Below are 17,155 nucleotides of genomic sequence, written 5' to 3'. Positions count from 1 at the left end.
TACCAGCTTTTCAGCATAAGCGCGTTAAGTGCTGCCTTAATATCCAACCATGTTTTATGCCATAGCCCCTTGAATGCTTTGTGGTTATCATGAACCCAGTCAACGATTTTGGAGCTGGTTATGTCAACGCCGCTAACCCCAGGTTTATCGATCATTCACGCCAACAAGATGGCCCCCCTGCGGGAGCTTTTGGTGGCCTGGGTAAAGCAAAACCCCTTAAATCCGCTGGAGCAGGAGATGTTCCTGGTACAGAGTAACGGCATGGCTCAGTGGCTAAAGCTGGCATTTGCTGAGGATGAAGGGAAACGACCGAACTCTGGAATCGGCATTGCAGCCGCGCAGCAGATGCAGTTGCCGTCACGATTTATGTGGAACGCCTATCGAACCGTGCTCGGTGAGCAGGCGGTGCCGAAAGACTCCCCTTTTGACAAACCCAAGCTACGTTGGCGACTGCTAAAGTTGTTGCCCACTCTGCTCGCACAGCCTCGATTCGTGTCGTTGAAGCGGTTTTTACAGGATGACGACGATCTACGAAAACGGGATCAACTGGCGGAAACGCTGGCGGATCTGCTGGATCAATACCAGGTGTACCGCGCCGAGTGGCTAGACCGCTGGGCACGTGGCAAAGACGACATCATCAATGGCAAGGGTGAACTGGTGCCTCTGGGTGAAGATCAGTTGTGGCAAAGCGAGTTGTGGCGGGCCATCATCGCTGACATGCCGCCGCAGTGGCAGGGCACCAGCAGGGCGAAATTGCATCAAGATTTTCTGGTGCATTTGGAGCAGGCGGAGTCCAGACCAGCCGGCCTGCCCAGACGCATCTTGGTATTTGGTATCAGCGCCTTGCCGCAGCAAGCGGTGGAGGCGTTAAAGGCACTGGCGAAGCACTGCCAAATTTTGCTGTGCGTGCAAAACCCCTGTCAGCATTTCTGGGCCGACATTGTCGAAGACCGGGAGCTGCTGCGCCGAGAGCTCGCCCGCTCTCGTCATCAGCGTAAGCCGGGCGCCCCTGAGGTGTTGTCCTTGGAAGCGATGCATCAGCATGCCAACCCGTTGTTGGCCTCGTGGGGCAAACAGGGGCGGGATTACATCGGCATGCTCTATGGCATCGATGAGCCGGATCAATATCGTGATTACTTTACTAGCATCGACATCTGGGACAGCCCGCTGCCTGAGCGTGGTGAGCCAAGCTTATTGCAGCAGATTCAGCAGGGGATCTTTGATTTAGAACCTGTGGCCAACACACCCAAAACGGTGGCGGCGGATGAATCCGTGGTGTTTCATCTGGCCCACAGCCGCCAACGGGAAGTGGAGGTGTTGTTCGACCAACTGCTGGCGAGATTTGAGGCCAACCCAGAGCTCACTCCATCGGATGTGCTGGTGATGATGCCGGATGTGGACCTCTATGCGCCCCATATTGAGGCGGTATTTGGTCAGTTGGATCGTCAAGACCCTCGCCATATCCCCTTTACCATTGCCGATCGGCCAGAGCGTGGCCATCAGGTGTTGGTGTTGGCGCTTGAGAAACTGATGCACCTGCCTCAGTGGCGATTTGGGGTATCGGAGCTACTGGAACTGTTGGCGGTACCCGCATTGCGCGCCAAATTTGGCATCGATGACACTCAGTTGGAGCTGCTGGCCGTTTGGGTCGAGCAAGCCGGCATTCGCTGGGGCCTTGACGCAAATCAACGAGAAAGCCTGGCATTGCCAGGAGAGCTTGACCAAAACACCTGGCGCTTTGGCCTAAAACGGATGCTGCTGGGGTACGCCGTCGGCCAAGGTGAGGCTTGGCAGGGCATCGAGCCCCTTGATGAAGTGGGCGGATTGGATGCGGCATTGGTGGGCAAGCTGTGCCTACTTATCGATGAGCTGGATCATTTCTGGCATCAGTTGTCGGCCTCCCACCCGCCAACTCAGTGGCTGGCCTTGCTGCGGCAACTGGTGGAGAACCTATTCCTGCCTCAAGATGAGAATGACACCATGCTGCTGCAGCGTCTTGGGGACGAGATGGCCAAATGGCAGCAAGATTGCGAGCAGGCGGGCGTGGACGAGCCGCTGCCAATTACGGTGGTGCGGGAAGTGGCTTTGGCTCCTTTCGGTGAAGAAGGGGTGTCTCAGCGCTTTTTGGCCGGTAAGGTTAACTTCTGTACCTTGATGCCGATGCGGGCAATTCCCTTTGAGCAGGTCTGTCTACTGGGGATGAACGATGGTGATTACCCTCGAAGCCGGCCGCCGCTGGATTTCGATCTGATGTCACTGTCCGGTCAATATCGACCCGGAGATCGCAGTCGCCGCGAGGACGATCGTTACCTGTTTTTGGAGGCGCTGCTGGCCGCCCAGCAGCAACTGTACATTAGTTACGTGGGTCGCAACGTGCGCGACAACAGTGAGCGTACGCCGTCGGTGTTGGTGGGGCAGCTTCGAGATTACATCGAATCTGGATTTAGCATTGAATCCACTAAGGATGGGGCCAGCTCACTGCTTGACGCCATCACCACGGTGCACCCGCTGCAGCCGTTTTCTCACCGCTATTTCGACGGCAGTGACAGCAAGCTGTTCTCCTACAGTGGTGAGTGGTGTCAAGTCCACGGACCAACTGCGCCAATGGAAATGGATAACGATACCTCGCTGCCTCAATGGCAACCCCAAAGCCCGTTAGGGCTGGCTGAGCTTAATGATCTGCTGCGGGATCCGGTTCGCTGTTTCATGACTCAGCGTCTTGGTGTCTGGTTTGGTCACGAAATTGAGGCCAGCGTCGATGTGGAGCCCTTCGGCCTGTCGGCGTTGGAGCGCTTTGGGCTACAGCATGAGCTGTTTGAAACCCTAAACACGGCCAACAGCACCGACGTCGACAACCTGTTAAGTGCGCAGCGTCACAAGCAGATTGGCCGTGGTCAGTTGCCGATGAAGGGCTTTGCTGAGCTCAGCAGCGAGGAGCTGTCGGCGACCGTGAAAAGCCTGTTTGAAAATCAGCAGTCGCTGCTTGGCGAGTTGACGCCGGTGGCTGGTTCACTGGAGCTCAAATTCAGCAGTGGCGAGGTTCAGTTTGAAGATTGGCTGGGCCAGCTTTATCAAGACAAGGCCGGCAATTGGGTGCAGTTTCAGGCCCGTCCCGGCAAGGTGGCCGAGGGCAGTGGCTTAAAGAACCCGCTCCATGGCGCCAAGCTCTACCTATCGCACCTTGCGGCCAGTGCCATGGGTCATCAGTTCACCAGTTTTCTTATTGCTAGCGACGGCGTGTGGCAGTTATTGCCGATGTCGCCATCTGAAGCGCAGGCTCGATTAACGGCGCTGCTGCTTATCTATCAGCAGGGCATGGCGGCGCCATTGTCGGTGGCGCCTCGGGCTGCCTTTGCCTATCTCAAACAGGCGGCAGAAGACTCGGCTGATGAGAAGTCCGAAGGGGGGAGTGACGTTGATGAAGCGGCGTTCAGCAAAGCCAAAGCCGCGTATGAACCCAGCTTTTTTGGCGGTGGCGATCTGGGATACAGCCCCTATCTCGCGCGCCAATTCCCTCAGTTTGAGCTTATGGAGCCGAGCCGTTTTGTCGCCCTAGCTCAAGCCCTTTACTTACCGCTGTTAACCCAGTTTGAATCGGTGGAAGCCTAAGCCATGACCGTTAAAGATCCAAGCATCGACCAAAGCCATGACCAAGGCCCTGAAGAGAGCCGCGCCGTTATTCAGCTGAACCCGATCACCTTTCCACTGTCAGGAACTCGCCTCATTGAAGCCAGTGCCGGTACCGGTAAGACCTACACCATTGCCGCACTCTACCTGCGTTTGGTGCTCGGCCATGGCGGCGAGGCCAGCCACCCGAAAGGGGGATTGATGCCGCCGGAGATTCTGGTGGTGACCTTCACCAATGCCGCCACCGAAGAGCTTCGGGATCGCATTCGAGCCCGATTGGTGGAGGGCGCTCGCTATTTTCGTGGTGAAAACTCAAGTGGCGATCCTTTCCTTGAGAGCTTGAGGAAAAGTTATCGCGACGATCAACACGGCAGCTGTGCCCTTAAGCTGGAACTGGCGGCGCAGATGATGGATCTCAGTGCCATTCACACCATCCACAGTTGGTGCCAGCGGATGCTGCGAGAGCACGCCTTTGATTCGGGTTCGCTGTTTAACCTGCAGCTGGAGACCGATCTGTCCGAGGTGAGGCAGGAGGCGGTGCGCGATTATTGGCGCAGCCAGTTCTACCCGCTCTCCAGCGCCATGTTGCGTCCCATTGTGGCTCTGTATGCAAACCCTGAAGTGCTGTCTGGGGCCATTCGGCCTCTGATTGGTCGTCGCCTTGACGCCATCGAACCGGCTGAACTGCTGCGCAAACAGCAGATTTTGGTGGAGGAGGTGAAATCCACTTGGCGCATGGAGTGGGAGAGGGTACAGGAGCTTATCCTCAGCGCCATCGCCAATAAAGTGGTGTCAAAGGCCAAGATCAAACCGGTGCTGCTTGAAGAGATGCAGCGCTGGCTCGACAACGAACATCAGCCGCTGCCCGTTAACGGCGCCGGTAAGCCCTCAAACGCCTGCAAATACTTTACCCACGACGGCATTGTGTCGGCCTGTAACAAGGGCAAATCCGTAGACGACAATCCCGCGTTTGCTGCCATGACCCGTCTGGTGGATGGGCTTAACAAGCTCGATCTGAAAAAGAATCTACTCAGCCACGCCGCCAACTGGGTCAGTGAGCGGATGGAGTCGGAAAAACGTAAGCTGGCGATATTGGGCTTTGATGATCTGATGCGCCACCTAGATTCGGCCCTAGAGAACGGCGCTGAGCCGTCTTATGACGACAAAGAGAATTCCCAAGCGGCGTTAACCGGTCAAAGCCACGCTGGCGAAGTGCTGGCGGAGCGCATTCGCGCTCAGTTTCCGGTGGCCCTCATCGATGAGTTTCAGGATACCGATCCGGTGCAGTATCGACTGTTTCAAAGACTGTATCTGAACCAGCCACAGGCGTCGCTGTTGATGATTGGCGATCCCAAACAGGCGATCTACGCCTTTCGCGGGGCGGACATTCACACCTATCTGCAAGCCAGACGAGACACCGCGGGTCGCCACTACACCCTGACGAAGAACTACCGTTCCACCACCGAGATGGTGGCAGCGGCGAACTCGGTGTTTGAGCTGGCTGCGGGCAACGACCAAGGCCCGTTCCTGTTCGGCGACGAGATCCCCTTTGTCAGTGTGGATGCCAATGGCCGCAAACAGGCCTTTGTCTGTGATGGTAACACCGTGCCCGCGCTCAATTTGTGGTTTGACGACACCGACGAGGTGATCAACAAAGGCAACTACTTAGCCCGCCAAGCCGAGGCCGCCGCCAGTGAGATCAGTCGTTTGCTGAATTTAAGCGATAACGGCAAGGCCGGGTTTGAGACGCAAACGGGTGACGATGCGGGCAGCTTAACACCACTGAAAGCGGCAGACATCGCCATCTTGGTGCGAGACTTTAATGAGGCCAACGCCATTCGCACCGCCATGAGTGAGCGGGGGATTCGAAGCGTCTATCTGTCTGACAAAGACTCGGTGTACGCCAGCGGCGAAGCCGAGGATCTTCGCTTGATTTTGACTGCCGTGGCCATGCCCGGTGACGAGCGGGCCATTCGCGCGGCGTTGGCAACCCATACATTGGGGGTAAGCTGGGCAACTCTGGATGGGTTAAATCAGGATGAGCAGCGCTGGGACGCCTGTGTGGAGGCTTTTCGCGAATATTTGAATCTGTGGCAGCGTCAAGGGGTGATGCCGATGCTGCGCCAACTGCTGAGCGACTACCAGGTACCGAGGCGATTTATGGCTCAGGGGCAGGAGCGCTCATTGACCAATCTGCTGCACCTAGCCGAGCTGCTTCAAGGGGCTTCGGCTACCTTAGAGGGGGAACTGGCACTGCTGCGACTGTTAACCGAGATGATCGAGACCGGCAGTGGCGATGATGACCAAATTTTGCGCCTTGAGAGCGATGCCGAACTGGTACAGGTGGTGACCATCCACAAATCCAAAGGTTTGGAGTATCCGCTGGTGTTTTTACCTTTCATCTTAGGTTTTCGTCAGGCCAGCGCCCGGGATGGGTTAATCAGCTATCGAGATGCCGAAGGCAACAGTGCGGTGGCCTTTAACCCAAGCCAAGAGGTGTTAGACCAAGCGGAATTTGAGCGTTTGGCGGAGGATCTGCGCCTGTTGTACGTGGCCATTACTCGGCCGGTGTTTGCCTGTTACCTTGGTCTTGCTGCGGTGAAACTGGCCAAAACCGGCAAGCGAGGCGAACCGGATCTGCACTTAAGTGGTCTTGGGCATCTGTTAAGTGGTGGCACTGCTCTTGGGGTCAGTGAAGTCAGGCCGGCACTGCAAGCCTTGGTTTCGGAGTCTGCTTTGCAAACCGAGCTGAGCACGTTGCCTGAGGCCACCGATGAAAGCTGGAGTGAGCCTGAGCTCAATCATCAAATGCTGCGGGCTCGTGCCTGCGCGCATCGGGTGCCTCAAGGTTGGCGTGTGGGCTCCTATTCGGCGCTGCTTCATGGCATGAGTCATCATCATGATGATGGTGACACCAGTGGTGATGCCAGCCAAAGCCGTATCGCCGAGTTGATGCAAGAGCACGCCGCTGAAGTCGAAATCGAGCCCGATGCCAATACGATTCATGGTTTTCCTAAGGGCGCGGTGCCCGGTACGTTCTTGCACGATCTACTGGAGTGGGTGGCGGAGCAACCCGGCGGCTTTGGCAGCGTGTGCGGTGAAACTGTCGATGGGCTGCTGGAGGAGGTAACCCTTCGCTGTCAGCAGCGTGGATTTGAGGGCTGGGAATCGGTGCTGTGCGATTGGACCCTTAAGGCGTTAAAGCAGCCTATGAAACTGCCAGCAGGTTACAAAACGGTCAGTTTACACGAGCTGTCTACCGTGGTGGCGGAGATGGAGTTTTGGTTTGCGTCCAATAAGATGCAGGCGGCGGAGCTTGATCGCCTGGTGACTCAAGGGATCTGGCCTAATATGCCTAGGCCTAAGCTCAACCCCCAACAGCTCAATGGCATGATCAAAGGCTTCATTGATCTAACGTTTGAGTATGAGGGGCAGTACTTTGTCGCCGATTATAAGTCCAATTACTTAGGTCCAGATGCCAGCAGTTATACCTTAGCCGCGATGCAGGAAGCGATGCTGTCTCACCGTTATGAACTGCAGCTAGCGCTGTACACTTTAGCTCTGCACCGCCTGCTTAAAAGCCGCATTGACAACTATTGCTATCAGCAACATGTCGGCGGTGGCGTCTATCTGTTTTTAAGGGGGATGGGTGAGAGTTTTCATGAAGAAAATGAAGATGGCGTCATGAGCCACGAAGGCAACGGCGTCATCGCGTTATTGCCCGATGAGGCACTGATCCTCGCCATGGATAAGCTGTTTTTAGGGGAGGGCGCATGAGCCAATCCATTTCTATCACCGACGAAGGGCTTAAATCAGTAAGCCACAAAGCGCCGTTGTCAGAGGTGCTCAAGGCCTATGAAACCCAAGGCTGGTTGCGTCCATTGGATCTGGCTTTTGCCAAGTTTTTACAACAGCACTACCCAAATACTTGTGGCAGTGTGCTGCTGATGGCGGTGTGGGGCAGTCATCAATTGGGCCGTGGACACCTGTGCTTAGATCTTGCCATGTTGCTGGAATCCCCAGAACAGCTGCTGGCCTTGCCGCCGGAAGGGCGGCGTCACGATGATTTACCTTTGCCATCGCAGTTGATGCCCGCGAGTCGGCCTCAGTGGCAACTGCCAACTCTGTTGGCGCGCCTTAAGGCCTCGCCACTGGTCGAGGTTGAGGAAAATGATGGCGTCGATGCGTTTAACGACCCCAATTCGCAGCGACGCAATGCTCCGCTGGTGTTAAGTCAAGGCCGGCTCTATTTGCGGCGCTATTTTGATTATGAGTGCCAGGTGTCCGCATTGATTCATCAGCGCCTGAATACCACCGTCACGCCACCGCAGCAGCAACGGCAGAGTCTGGATGCACTCTTCGCCAGCCTTAAGTCCGATGCGGAGCGCAGTGGTGAACAGGTGCATTGGCAATCGGTGGCAGCGGCGCTGGCCAGTCGTAGCGGTTTTACGGTGATCTCCGGTGGACCGGGTACTGGCAAAACCACCACGGTGGTGCGTCTGCTGGCATTGCTGCAAAACCAAGCGATCAATTCCGATGGCGGTGGCCGATTACGAATTAAGTTGGCGGCGCCCACGGGCAAAGCGGCAGCGCGGTTATCGGAATCTCTCGCCGGAGCGCGGGATCAGCTTCCTCCAGAGCTTATCGACACCATTCCTACGGAGGTGAGTACCCTGCATCGCCTATTGGGAACTCGGCACAACAGTCGCCGCTTCAAACACCACAGTGGTAACCCTTTGCACCTGGATCTGCTGGTGGTGGATGAAGCTTCCATGGTGGATCTGGAGATGATGGCGCAGCTGTTATCGGCGCTGCCAGAGCATGGGCGACTGATACTGCTGGGAGATAAAGATCAGCTGGCGTCGGTGGAGGCGGGGGCGGTTTTGGGCGATCTGTGCCAGTACGCCGATGGTGGCAATTACAATCCTCAGACGCTGGCTTATGTCCAACAACAAACGGGCATTGATCTGCGGGACTATGCCGGTGAGGGCACCGAGCTGGATCAGCAGGTGGTGGTGCTTCGCCACAGCCACCGCTTCGATGCCAATAGCGGCATTGGACGGCTCGCCAAAGCGGTTAACGACGGCAATATCGCGGCGGTAAAACAGCATCTAAGTCAGCCCAGCGCCGATCTGGGGACGCGGGTGCTCATCGATGAACAGGACCGAAATCTTGAGCGTCTTTGCGTCGTTGGTGACGATAATGATGTCCGGTCACAAAAACAGGGGCTACCCCAAGGTTATGGCAACTACCTAAGCCAAATGCATCAAGGCTTGGCTAAGCTGGCGGAGCAAGCTCAGTCCATTGGCGATTCCGCCACTGGTTGGCAGTCGCTACTCGAGCAACAAGACCAGCTAATTCATAAGCTTCACACCGCGTTTGCCCAGTTTCAGTTGCTGTGTGCGGTTCGAGAAGGTGAGTATGGCGTTCAGGGGCTAAATCGACGGGTGGCCGAAGCCCTCAGATCGCAAGGGCTGATTGAGCAGACTCAAGGTTGGTATTCAGGCCGGCCGGTGATTGTTACTCGTAACGACTACGGGCTGAAGCTGATGAATGGCGACGTGGGGATCTGTCTGCCGGTATTTGATGAGCAGGGAGAGCGCCGTTTGAAGGTGGCGTTTTTAACCATCGACGGCGGCATCAAACTGGTGATGCCCTCTCGATTGAGTGACGTAGAAACGGTGTTTGCCATGACGGTTCACAAGTCTCAAGGCTCGGAGTTTGCCCACACGGCCATGGTGCTGCCGCCAGCGGACAACCCTGTCCTCACTCGGGAACTGCTCTACACCGGCATTACTCGAGCCAGGCATTGGTTTACGCTGCTGATGCCAAGGCCCTCTCTGGTTAACACCATGATTAAGCGGCGAACTTTCCGATCTTCAGGTCTTGGTCAACGTCTTCGAAAGCCACAGGTCTAGGCTGCGACTTGGGCAAATATAATCGCGTTACCGGTTTTAGAGCGATTGCGAAACCTCTGTGTCACCTTATCTAGTTAGGCAAGGTGGCACAAAGGCTTGAGAGAGGGCAGCGTTAATGAGTCTTAAACTTGTCTGTGTCTTGGCGCAGTGAGTTGGCCAGCGCTTGCAGCTCATTACACTGGGCCGCGACCGCTTCGGCCACCTCGGAAACACTGTGGCCCGCGGCGTCAATTTGGCTTAAGCCTTCGGTGAGCTCATCGGTGGCACTGGACTGCTCTCGACAGGCCTGGGCGATGGAGCTTAGCTGATCGGCACTGTGATTGATGTGAGCCACAATCTCACTGAACACCTTTTCCGTTTGGGTCACGATGGCACTGCCTTGGTTCATTTTGATCTGGTTTTGCCCCACCAGTTGATTGGTTTTTTGCGCTGCCGTTGCACTGCGCTGGGCCAGATGGCGCACCTCGTCAGCCACCACCGAGAAGCCGCGACCATGCTCGCCAGCACGGGCCGCTTCGATGGCGGCATTTAGCGCAATCAGGTTGGTTTGCTCTGTGATGGCGGTGATCTCCTCCATGATCTTGCTGATCTGTTCTCCAGATTCCTGAATTTCAGACATGGCACCAATCAGTGCGCCCATCTGCTCGGTTCCCAACTCCGCCTGTTTTAGAGTGTGTTGAGCCTGACCACTGATCTCTTCACTGGAGTCGGCGGTGAGTTTCACCTGGCTGTCTATCTCTTGAAGCGCCGCGCTGATGGTGGAGATGGAGGTAAACTGCTCGGTGGCGCTTTGCGACAGCGTCAGTGAATCGGTGTTGAGCCGAGAGGTGGTTCCGCCAACTCGGGTTGCCGTGTGTTTCACCGCATCCACCAGCTGCTGTAGATGCTGCTGCATGTCGCTCAGGGCGTTCCCCAGACTGTCACGGCTGCTTGTGGCGCTGATGGTGTGGGTGAGATCGCCCTTGGCGATGGCATCGGCGCCTTGAACTTGACTCTGCTGGTGCTCAATGAGGGTGTTCATGGCGCTCGCCATCTGGCCTATCTCATCTTTGCGACCAAGCAGTCGTGTCCAATGGGCGCCATCTAAGTGACTTAGGGCGATGTCACCGGCACTCAGATCGTCGGCGGCGGTCACCATGGTGGACAGGCCACTGGTGATGGAACGTACCAGCAGCCAGATGGTGAGGCCGATGATGATTGAGATGATCACCGCTGCAACGATGGCGTACTCGATCATCTGCTGTTCACTGGCTTCGATGGGCGCCAAGTTGGTGGCGCTAATGATCTGCCAGCCGGTTATCGGCTCAAATTGACTCCAGCCTTGGTAGTGATTGCCGTTCTCTTCAAAGGTGATTGAACCCTCTACGCCGCAAAGATCGGCAAAGCTTTCGTCGCTGATGCTGCCACTGCCAAGTCGTGGGTGGGCAAGGGGCTGGCACTGACTGGAGAGAATAAAGGAGTAGGCGTTGCTATCCAGTGTGGAGATGTCCACGTAGCGCTGGTAGAAATCCGCCAAAGATTGGCTTAAGAACAAAACCTCAGCATTGGGGGTTTTGATGGCCATGCTCACCAGTAGGGTGCCATCCACTCGGCTGGGACGTGGCTCTGAGATCACCAAACCCCGTGTGGATTGAGCCTGATTAAAGTAATCCATCTGGCCATAGTTCTGGCCGATGCGTCCTGAGTTGCTGGCCGCAAGGGCGATGCCGTGTTTATCCAGCAGGGCCACATTGCGGTAATCAAAAGCCTGTTTAAGTCCAACAAGGTGGGTAGATAGCAGTTGTTGCTGTGATGGGGTTTGTGCGCCTTTAACCAAAGGGCTTTCAGAGAGAGAGTGCAGCGTTTTATCTTGATTTTGTACCCATTGGGAGATGTTCTTGCGAACCAATTCACCATTTCCCCGAATAGCAGACTCAGTTCTATCTGACAGATTGTCTAGTCCCGTGGAGGTAATCACAAAACTGATGATCGCAAATCCTAGGACAGTTAAAGGCAAAATCAAAAGATTAAATTGTTGGTCCAGCTTAAATTTTCCCAATATCATTGAAGTGTCTCCCTGAAAGCCAATACCAGATTGTTTTAACTGGTTAATTTCTGGCCTTGCTTTATTGTCATATTAGGTTGTAACTAATGTTAGCGACTTTATGGGGAAAAATCTGAATTCACTGCACGTAAAAACGCATTTGTGGCCAATTGTACGAAAGGTGTGAGATGGATCACGGGGAGCTCACTGTCACCATTGAGTGGCACAGAGCTGCACGTTATGTCATTGAATGTGACAATTCACAGAAAAAGATTACAGATCTTGGGAATTGATCTGGTTATCTTAGGCTCTAAGTCCTATTGGAACGCAACACAAACCAACTCGGCCAGCGACGGCACACAGTGGCAAGGACGCACGATAACCTCGCAAGCTTCACAGAAAGATGGCCAAGTTAGGAGAAAAAAGAGACAAACTATGATTCAAATTCAGGGGCTGAGTAAGCACTACATGATGGGCGATGCTCAGGTAGATGCGCTTAAATCGGTGGACTTGACCATCGAAACCGGTGAGTTTGTGGCGATAATGGGCCCCTCAGGCTCGGGTAAGTCCACCTTAATGAATGTGATTGGCTGTTTGGATAAGCCCACATCCGGTACCTATTTCATGGCCGAACAGGAAGTGGCCTCGTTAGATGATGACCTGCTTTCGAGTTTACGAAATCAGCACATCGGCTTTGTGTTTCAAAGCTTTCACTTGCTGCCTCGATTGTCTGCGAAAGACAATGTGCTTCTGCCACTGCGTTACCGCCGTACCAAAGCCGTAGACGCGGATGACATTCACTATGCCGAAACACTGCTCGAGCGGGTGGGGCTGCTTACCCGTGCTCACCACCGTCCCAATCAACTCTCCGGTGGCCAGCGTCAGCGCGTGGCCATTGCCAGAGCGTTGATCAATCGCCCTGAGGTGCTGCTTGCCGATGAGCCGACGGGAGCGCTCGACAGTAAGACCTCCGAGGAGATCTTGGCGCTGTTTAAAGAACTCAATGCTGCCGGTCAAACCATCGTCTTGGTGACCCACGAAGAGGAGGTGGCTCGCCACGCCAAACGAGTGATCTGGATGCGTGACGGCCAAATTGACCGAATCGAAGCGGGGGCCAGTTATGCCGCATAACTCAATTAGACGCTTGCCCCTGTTACTGATGGCTTTATCTGCGCTGACAACCCTGCCCAGTCATGGGGAAACCATGTTATTGACCGGTGAGGTGGCCGCGCTGGAAGCCCAGTCGCTGACGGTGCCTCGCGCAGGACGAGCGTGGCGCTACCAAATTCAATGGATGGCGGAAGAGGGCAGCATGGTCAAAGCCGGTGATCCGGTGGTGATCTTTGATAAGGGCACCATCACCAGCCAAGTGGATCAAAATCAGGCCCAGCTGATTCAAGTTAAAGCTGCCCGTCAAGCTAAGTTAGTCGAGCTTGAGCAGCGGCGCTTACAGGCGGAATTTGATTTTAAGCAGCGACAACTGCAGCAGGAAAAAGCCAAGTTGGATGCAGATGTGCCACCGGATTTCCAAAGCCCCAAAGAGTATGCCGACAAGCAGTTTGAACTGATGAAAGCCGATGGAGAGCTAGAAAAAGCGCAGCGGGCATTAATGGAGGCGAAACAGGCGGCAGTCGAAGAGATCGCCAAGCTGGAGCTGGATCAAGAGAAAGCCGAGTTGGAACTGAGTAATTCACAAGAGCTAATGAAAAACCTGGAGCTGGTGGCGAAATACGATGGCCCCATCATCTATGCGCGTCACCCTTGGACTGGGGAGAAAACCGAGGTCGGCAGCACTGTGCAAATTGGCACCCCGGTGGCGTCCATTCCCAAGTTTGATGAACTGGCCATTCAGGCCTGGGCTAACGAGGTGGAGATTGATGCCATCAAGCCCGGCATGTCGGTGACGGTGTTTCTCGATGCCGATACCCAAGTGGTTCTTGAGGGTAAGGTGAAACAGGTTGCGCAAAAAGGCATTCGTAAACCGGGTTGGGGCAACTCCAACTGGTTTCAGGTGGGCGTGACCCTAGGGGACAGTAAGCAAGTCGAGCTGATGCCTGGCATGAGTGTGCGCGTGGAACTGGAGGTCAAATCATGAGTAAACACCCACGGCTGTCCGTTTCATTAACCCCAAACTTGTTGATCTGCGCCATGCTGTTGTCGGGGTGCGGTAGCCCCCAAGAGCAGGTAGCCGTTGCTCCTAAAGCCAAAATAACGCCGCTGATGGTAAGCGGCACGCTAGAGTCATCGGACTCGTTCAGCATGTCGCCACCGGCGGTGCGCTGGCAGTGGCAGTATCAGGTCAAGTATCTGGCACCCGAGGGCAAAACAGTGGCGCCTGGAGAGCGGCTGGTGGTGTTGGACAGCTCAGAGCTGCAGCAGCGATTGACCCAGCGTCAATCGGATCTGGCGTCGGTAGAGCAGGACATCAAGACCACCAAGCTGCGTAACGAGAAGCAGGCGGAAGATCTGAAACTGCAGTTGGCCGAAGCCAAGATGGAACTGGATAAAGCCAAGCGTAAGTATGAAATTCAGGACGACAGTGTGGCGGCGCTGGAACGGGAGAAATACCAGCGGGATGCGGTGATTGCCCAAGCTCGGGTAGAGCTTATCACCAAAAAAATTGAGCTAGAGCATACCGGCTCAGCTCAGCGTTTGGCGATGCTTGAGGGCGATCGTCAGCGTTGGCAACTGCAGGTGGATCAGATCCAGCGGGACATCGCCAAGATGACCATCACCGCGCCTCGCGCGGGCATGGTGGTTCGCGGTACCGGCATGGATGGCACCAAGCTGAAAGAGGGAGCCACGGCGTACGTGGGGGAGCCTTTGGTTAGGCTGCCAAATCTGGATCAGATGGAGGTTCGCTTGAGCATTCCGGAAGTGGAGGCCAAGCGAGTGTCATTAGGACAGCAACTGGTGGTGCGCTTAGACGCCAGTCCGGACCGAGAGTTTGTGGCGACCATTACCGAAATAAGCCCCATTTTCCGCCGCAAAAATCAGGATGTCCCGGTGGTGGTGTTTGATGCCGTGGCACAGATTGCCCAGCCGGATCCTGAGCTTATGCGCCCAGGGATGACAACCAAAGTGGAGTTCGCCCTATGAATCGCTTAATGATAAGCCTTTTGGCCTGCACCACATTAGCCGGATGCAGTGAGGCGCCAGACCAACAAGTGCTGAGCGTTGCTCTAGAGCAGCAGCCTTTTGAGCATCGAATCTATGCCAAAGGGGAGTTGGAAGCGGTGGATGCCACCACGGTGTCGGTGCCAAGCTCCCTGCGCGGTCCCCAGTCGTTGTTGTGGGTTGCGGATAATTACAGCTTGGTTAAGCAGGGGCAGGTGATCGCTCGGCTTGATCCTCAGCGTCAGCAGATGGACGCGGACCTAGCTCGATTTGAGGTCGACAAGTTGGCCATCGACATCCAATTGCAGCAGCAAAAAGATGGCAATGTGGTGCAGCAGCTGCAGCAAGATAAATCGCTTACTTTAACTGAGTCTGAGTTGGCGCAGCGATTCTTCAGTGACGATCCCAGAGTTTATTCTCGAATTGAGGTGATCGATAACATGCGCAATCAGGAGTATCTGGGCGCAAAGTACGATTATCTGAACTGGGATGAGTCTGAGCAAAGCAGCCGCTCCAAAGCGGAGCAGCAGTTGATCGCGTTAAAACAGCAAGGCCATCAAAACAACTTGGACGTGGCCAGCGCCAACTTAACGGCGATGGAGGTGATCGCGCCCTCGGATGGGCTATTTATTGTTGGCAGAGGCTGGAACTCCGGCGCGCCAATGGCCGCCGGCGACATGGTTTGGGCGGGCATGCCCATTGGCCAGATCCCAAATTTGACTCAGATGAAGGCAAAATTTCATGTATTGGAATCTGAAGCCGCGGGCTTAAAAGTGGGCTTGCCCGTAGAGGTTCGTCTGGATGCCTATCCCGATCGTCTTATTCAAGGCGAGGTCTCTCAGGTGGATGCGTTGGCGGTACCCAAAGACAAGGACTCACCCGTGAATTACTTTGGATTTACGGTCACTCTTGCTCACACCGATACCTCTTACATGATGCCGGGGCGGGAGGTTCAGGGACAGGTTATTGTGAATCAGATCGACCAAGCGATCTCGGTACCAAATCAGGCTCTGTATCAAAAAGAGGGGGAAAGTTGGTTGTTTGTGAAACGGGGCGGCCGCTTTGAAAAACAGCGGGTTGAATCTGGAGAGCGCAGCCTAAATCGCACCGTGATCACCCAAGGCGTGAAACCGGGGGATGTGGTGGCATTAACCGAGCCGAAATCGCAATCGTCAGGCCAAGGAGCCCAGTCATGAGTGCCGTTAATGATGTGAAACAAGCCCTTGGAGAGATGTGGCACCACAAACTTAGAACCGGCTTAACGCTGCTGGGAATGGTGTTTGGTGTTGGCGCGGTGATCGCCATGCTGTCCATTGGTGAAGGCGCCGAACGGGAAGCGCTGAAAATGATTGAGTCTATGGGGCTTAGAAACGTGGTCGTTGAGGCCCGCAGTGCCGATGGGGAAGCCCTTAAAGCGATACGAGAGCACAGTGTTGGTTTAAGTTTGGGAGACGTGCGTGCCGCCGAGCAGACGTTGCCGTTTGTGACCGATTGGAGTGCAGCCAAACGCGTCAAGGTGCATGCGCTGTTCAGTGAGTTTGGCCGCAGCGACGGAGAAGTGTCCGGGGTGACTCCGAATCATTTTTCCTTGAGCAACTTTAGTTTGGCCGAAGGGCGGTTTTTTACCGAAGATGATCAGCGCCATTATCGCCAACTGGCGGTGCTGGGAGGGGAAGCGGCGGCGTCGCTGTTTCCGAATGGCGATGCCATCGGCAAGCGAGTTAAAGTCAACCACCTTTGGTATCAAGTGGTTGGGGTGTTGTCTCATGGTGAGCAGGTCAAATCTAAAATCGATGGCGTTAAGCTGGGAGGCGAGCGCAACAAGGTGTTCATTCCCCTTAAAACGGCCCTGAAAAAGATGGCGTTTGCGCCTTTAGAAGATGAGCTGGATTTTATTAAGTTGGAGCTGGATGACACCGTGGAAGCGCCCCTAGCCGCGGCGTCCATCGATCACTTGTTTAATCGTCGCCACGGTGGCGAGCTCGACTATAAAGTGGTAGTGCCAGCGGATCTGTTGGCTCAGTATCAGCAAACTCAGCGAATCTTCAACATCGTCATGGCCTGTGTGGCAGGCATCTCGCTGCTGGTGGGCGGCATTGGCATCATGAACATCATGTTGGCAACGGTGCTGGAGCGCACGGGGGAAATCGGCCTGCTACGGGCACTAGGCGCCACCAAAAGCGACATCGCACGTCAGTTTGTGACCGAGTCGTTAGTGATCGCCGCCTGTGGTGGTTTGATTGGCATTGTGGCTGGCATCGCGCTGTCATTGATCATTGGCGGCTATGCCGATTGGCAGGTGGCCTGGTCTCCCATGTCACTGCTGCTGTCCGTGGGAGTGTGCATGGTCATCGGCGTCGGTTTTGGCTGGTATCCGGCTCGTAAAGCCGCTGCGCTGGACCCGATAATCGCGCTGCAACGAGACTAAGCTGCTGACTAGTAGCGGGATTAAATAAAAGGCTGCCAATGT

At 55.2% G+C, this 17,155-nt stretch carries 9 protein-coding genes; 8 read left to right on the top strand and 1 reads right to left on the bottom strand.

Annotation, left to right across the window (positions count from 1 at the left end; genetic code table 11):
- Positions 1–120 precede the first annotated feature (120 nt).
- From recC to recD, 3 genes are read left to right on the top strand one after another with little or no spacing between them, the layout of a single operon-like run.
- Positions 121–3,609 (top strand): exodeoxyribonuclease V subunit gamma, encoded by a 3,489-nt coding sequence (gene recC / locus FCL42_RS04750; protein ID WP_136862231.1) that lies wholly within the window; start codon positions 121–123, stop codon positions 3,607–3,609.
- A gap of 3 nt (positions 3,610–3,612) precedes the next feature.
- Entirely contained in the window at positions 3,613–7,404 is a 3,792-nt protein-coding gene (gene recB / locus FCL42_RS04745) for an exodeoxyribonuclease V subunit beta (RefSeq protein ID WP_136862230.1), read from the top strand.
- Entirely contained in the window at positions 7,401–9,545 is a 2,145-nt protein-coding gene (gene recD, locus FCL42_RS04740) for an exodeoxyribonuclease V subunit alpha (protein WP_136862229.1), read from the top strand. Before recB ends, recD begins: the two co-directional genes overlap by 4 nt.
- Before the next feature lie 112 nt (positions 9,546–9,657).
- On the opposite strand, the gene FCL42_RS04735 is transcribed toward recD, so the two are convergent.
- Positions 9,658–11,589: a methyl-accepting chemotaxis protein gene (locus FCL42_RS04735; protein ID WP_136862228.1), complete on the bottom strand. Its 1,932-nt coding sequence runs from the start codon at positions 11,587–11,589 to the stop codon at positions 9,658–9,660.
- Between the two features lie 414 nt (positions 11,590–12,003).
- Here FCL42_RS04735 and FCL42_RS04730 point away from each other — a divergent pair, with 414 nt between their 5' ends.
- Genes FCL42_RS04730 through FCL42_RS04710 form a run of 5 tightly spaced genes read left to right on the top strand, consistent with a single transcriptional unit; the run spans position 12,004 to position 17,113 of the window.
- A complete protein-coding gene (locus FCL42_RS04730; RefSeq protein WP_136862227.1) occupies positions 12,004–12,699 on the top strand; it encodes an ABC transporter ATP-binding protein in 696 nt (231 codons plus the stop codon).
- On the top strand, positions 12,689–13,663 hold the full coding sequence (locus FCL42_RS04725) for an HlyD family secretion protein (RefSeq protein WP_136862226.1): 975 nt from the start codon (positions 12,689–12,691) through the stop codon (positions 13,661–13,663). Before FCL42_RS04730 ends, FCL42_RS04725 begins: the two co-directional genes overlap by 11 nt.
- Positions 13,660–14,667: an HlyD family secretion protein gene (locus tag FCL42_RS04720; protein ID WP_136862225.1), complete on the top strand. Its 1,008-nt coding sequence runs from the start codon at positions 13,660–13,662 to the stop codon at positions 14,665–14,667. Before FCL42_RS04725 ends, FCL42_RS04720 begins: the two co-directional genes overlap by 4 nt.
- Entirely contained in the window at positions 14,664–15,881 is a 1,218-nt protein-coding gene (locus tag FCL42_RS04715; protein ID WP_136862224.1) for an efflux RND transporter periplasmic adaptor subunit, read from the top strand. The genes FCL42_RS04720 and FCL42_RS04715 overlap by 4 nt, the downstream gene beginning before the upstream one ends.
- Positions 15,878–17,113 carry an ABC transporter permease gene (locus FCL42_RS04710; RefSeq protein ID WP_136862223.1) on the top strand — a complete coding sequence of 412 codons (1,236 nt, stop codon included), beginning with the start codon at positions 15,878–15,880 and terminating at the stop codon, positions 17,111–17,113. The genes FCL42_RS04715 and FCL42_RS04710 overlap by 4 nt, the downstream gene beginning before the upstream one ends.
- The last annotated feature ends 42 nt before the right edge of the window (positions 17,114–17,155 follow it).

The sequence above is a fragment of the Ferrimonas aestuarii genome (genome assembly GCF_005116665.1).
Lineage (GTDB): Bacteria > Pseudomonadota > Gammaproteobacteria > Enterobacterales > Shewanellaceae > Ferrimonas > Ferrimonas aestuarii.
This window is presented reverse-complemented; position numbering and strand designations above follow the sequence as displayed.

Excerpts from the sequence above, each read along its gene's own strand:
- recC (WP_136862231.1), top strand. The coding sequence starts at position 121 with ATGTCAACGCCGCTAACCCCAGGTTTATCGATCATTCACGCCAACAAG.
- recB (WP_136862230.1), top strand. The coding sequence starts at position 3,613 with ATGACCGTTAAAGATCCAAGCATCGACCAAAGCCATGACCAAGGCCCT.
- recD (WP_136862229.1), top strand. The coding sequence starts at position 7,401 with ATGAGCCAATCCATTTCTATCACCGACGAAGGGCTTAAATCAGTAAGC.
- FCL42_RS04735 (WP_136862228.1), bottom strand. The coding sequence starts at position 11,589 with ATGATATTGGGAAAATTTAAGCTGGACCAACAATTTAATCTTTTGATT.
- FCL42_RS04730 (WP_136862227.1), top strand. The coding sequence starts at position 12,004 with ATGATTCAAATTCAGGGGCTGAGTAAGCACTACATGATGGGCGATGCT.
- FCL42_RS04725 (WP_136862226.1), top strand. The coding sequence starts at position 12,689 with ATGCCGCATAACTCAATTAGACGCTTGCCCCTGTTACTGATGGCTTTA.
- FCL42_RS04720 (WP_136862225.1), top strand. The coding sequence starts at position 13,660 with ATGAGTAAACACCCACGGCTGTCCGTTTCATTAACCCCAAACTTGTTG.
- FCL42_RS04715 (WP_136862224.1), top strand. The coding sequence starts at position 14,664 with ATGAATCGCTTAATGATAAGCCTTTTGGCCTGCACCACATTAGCCGGA.
- FCL42_RS04710 (WP_136862223.1), top strand. The coding sequence starts at position 15,878 with ATGAGTGCCGTTAATGATGTGAAACAAGCCCTTGGAGAGATGTGGCAC.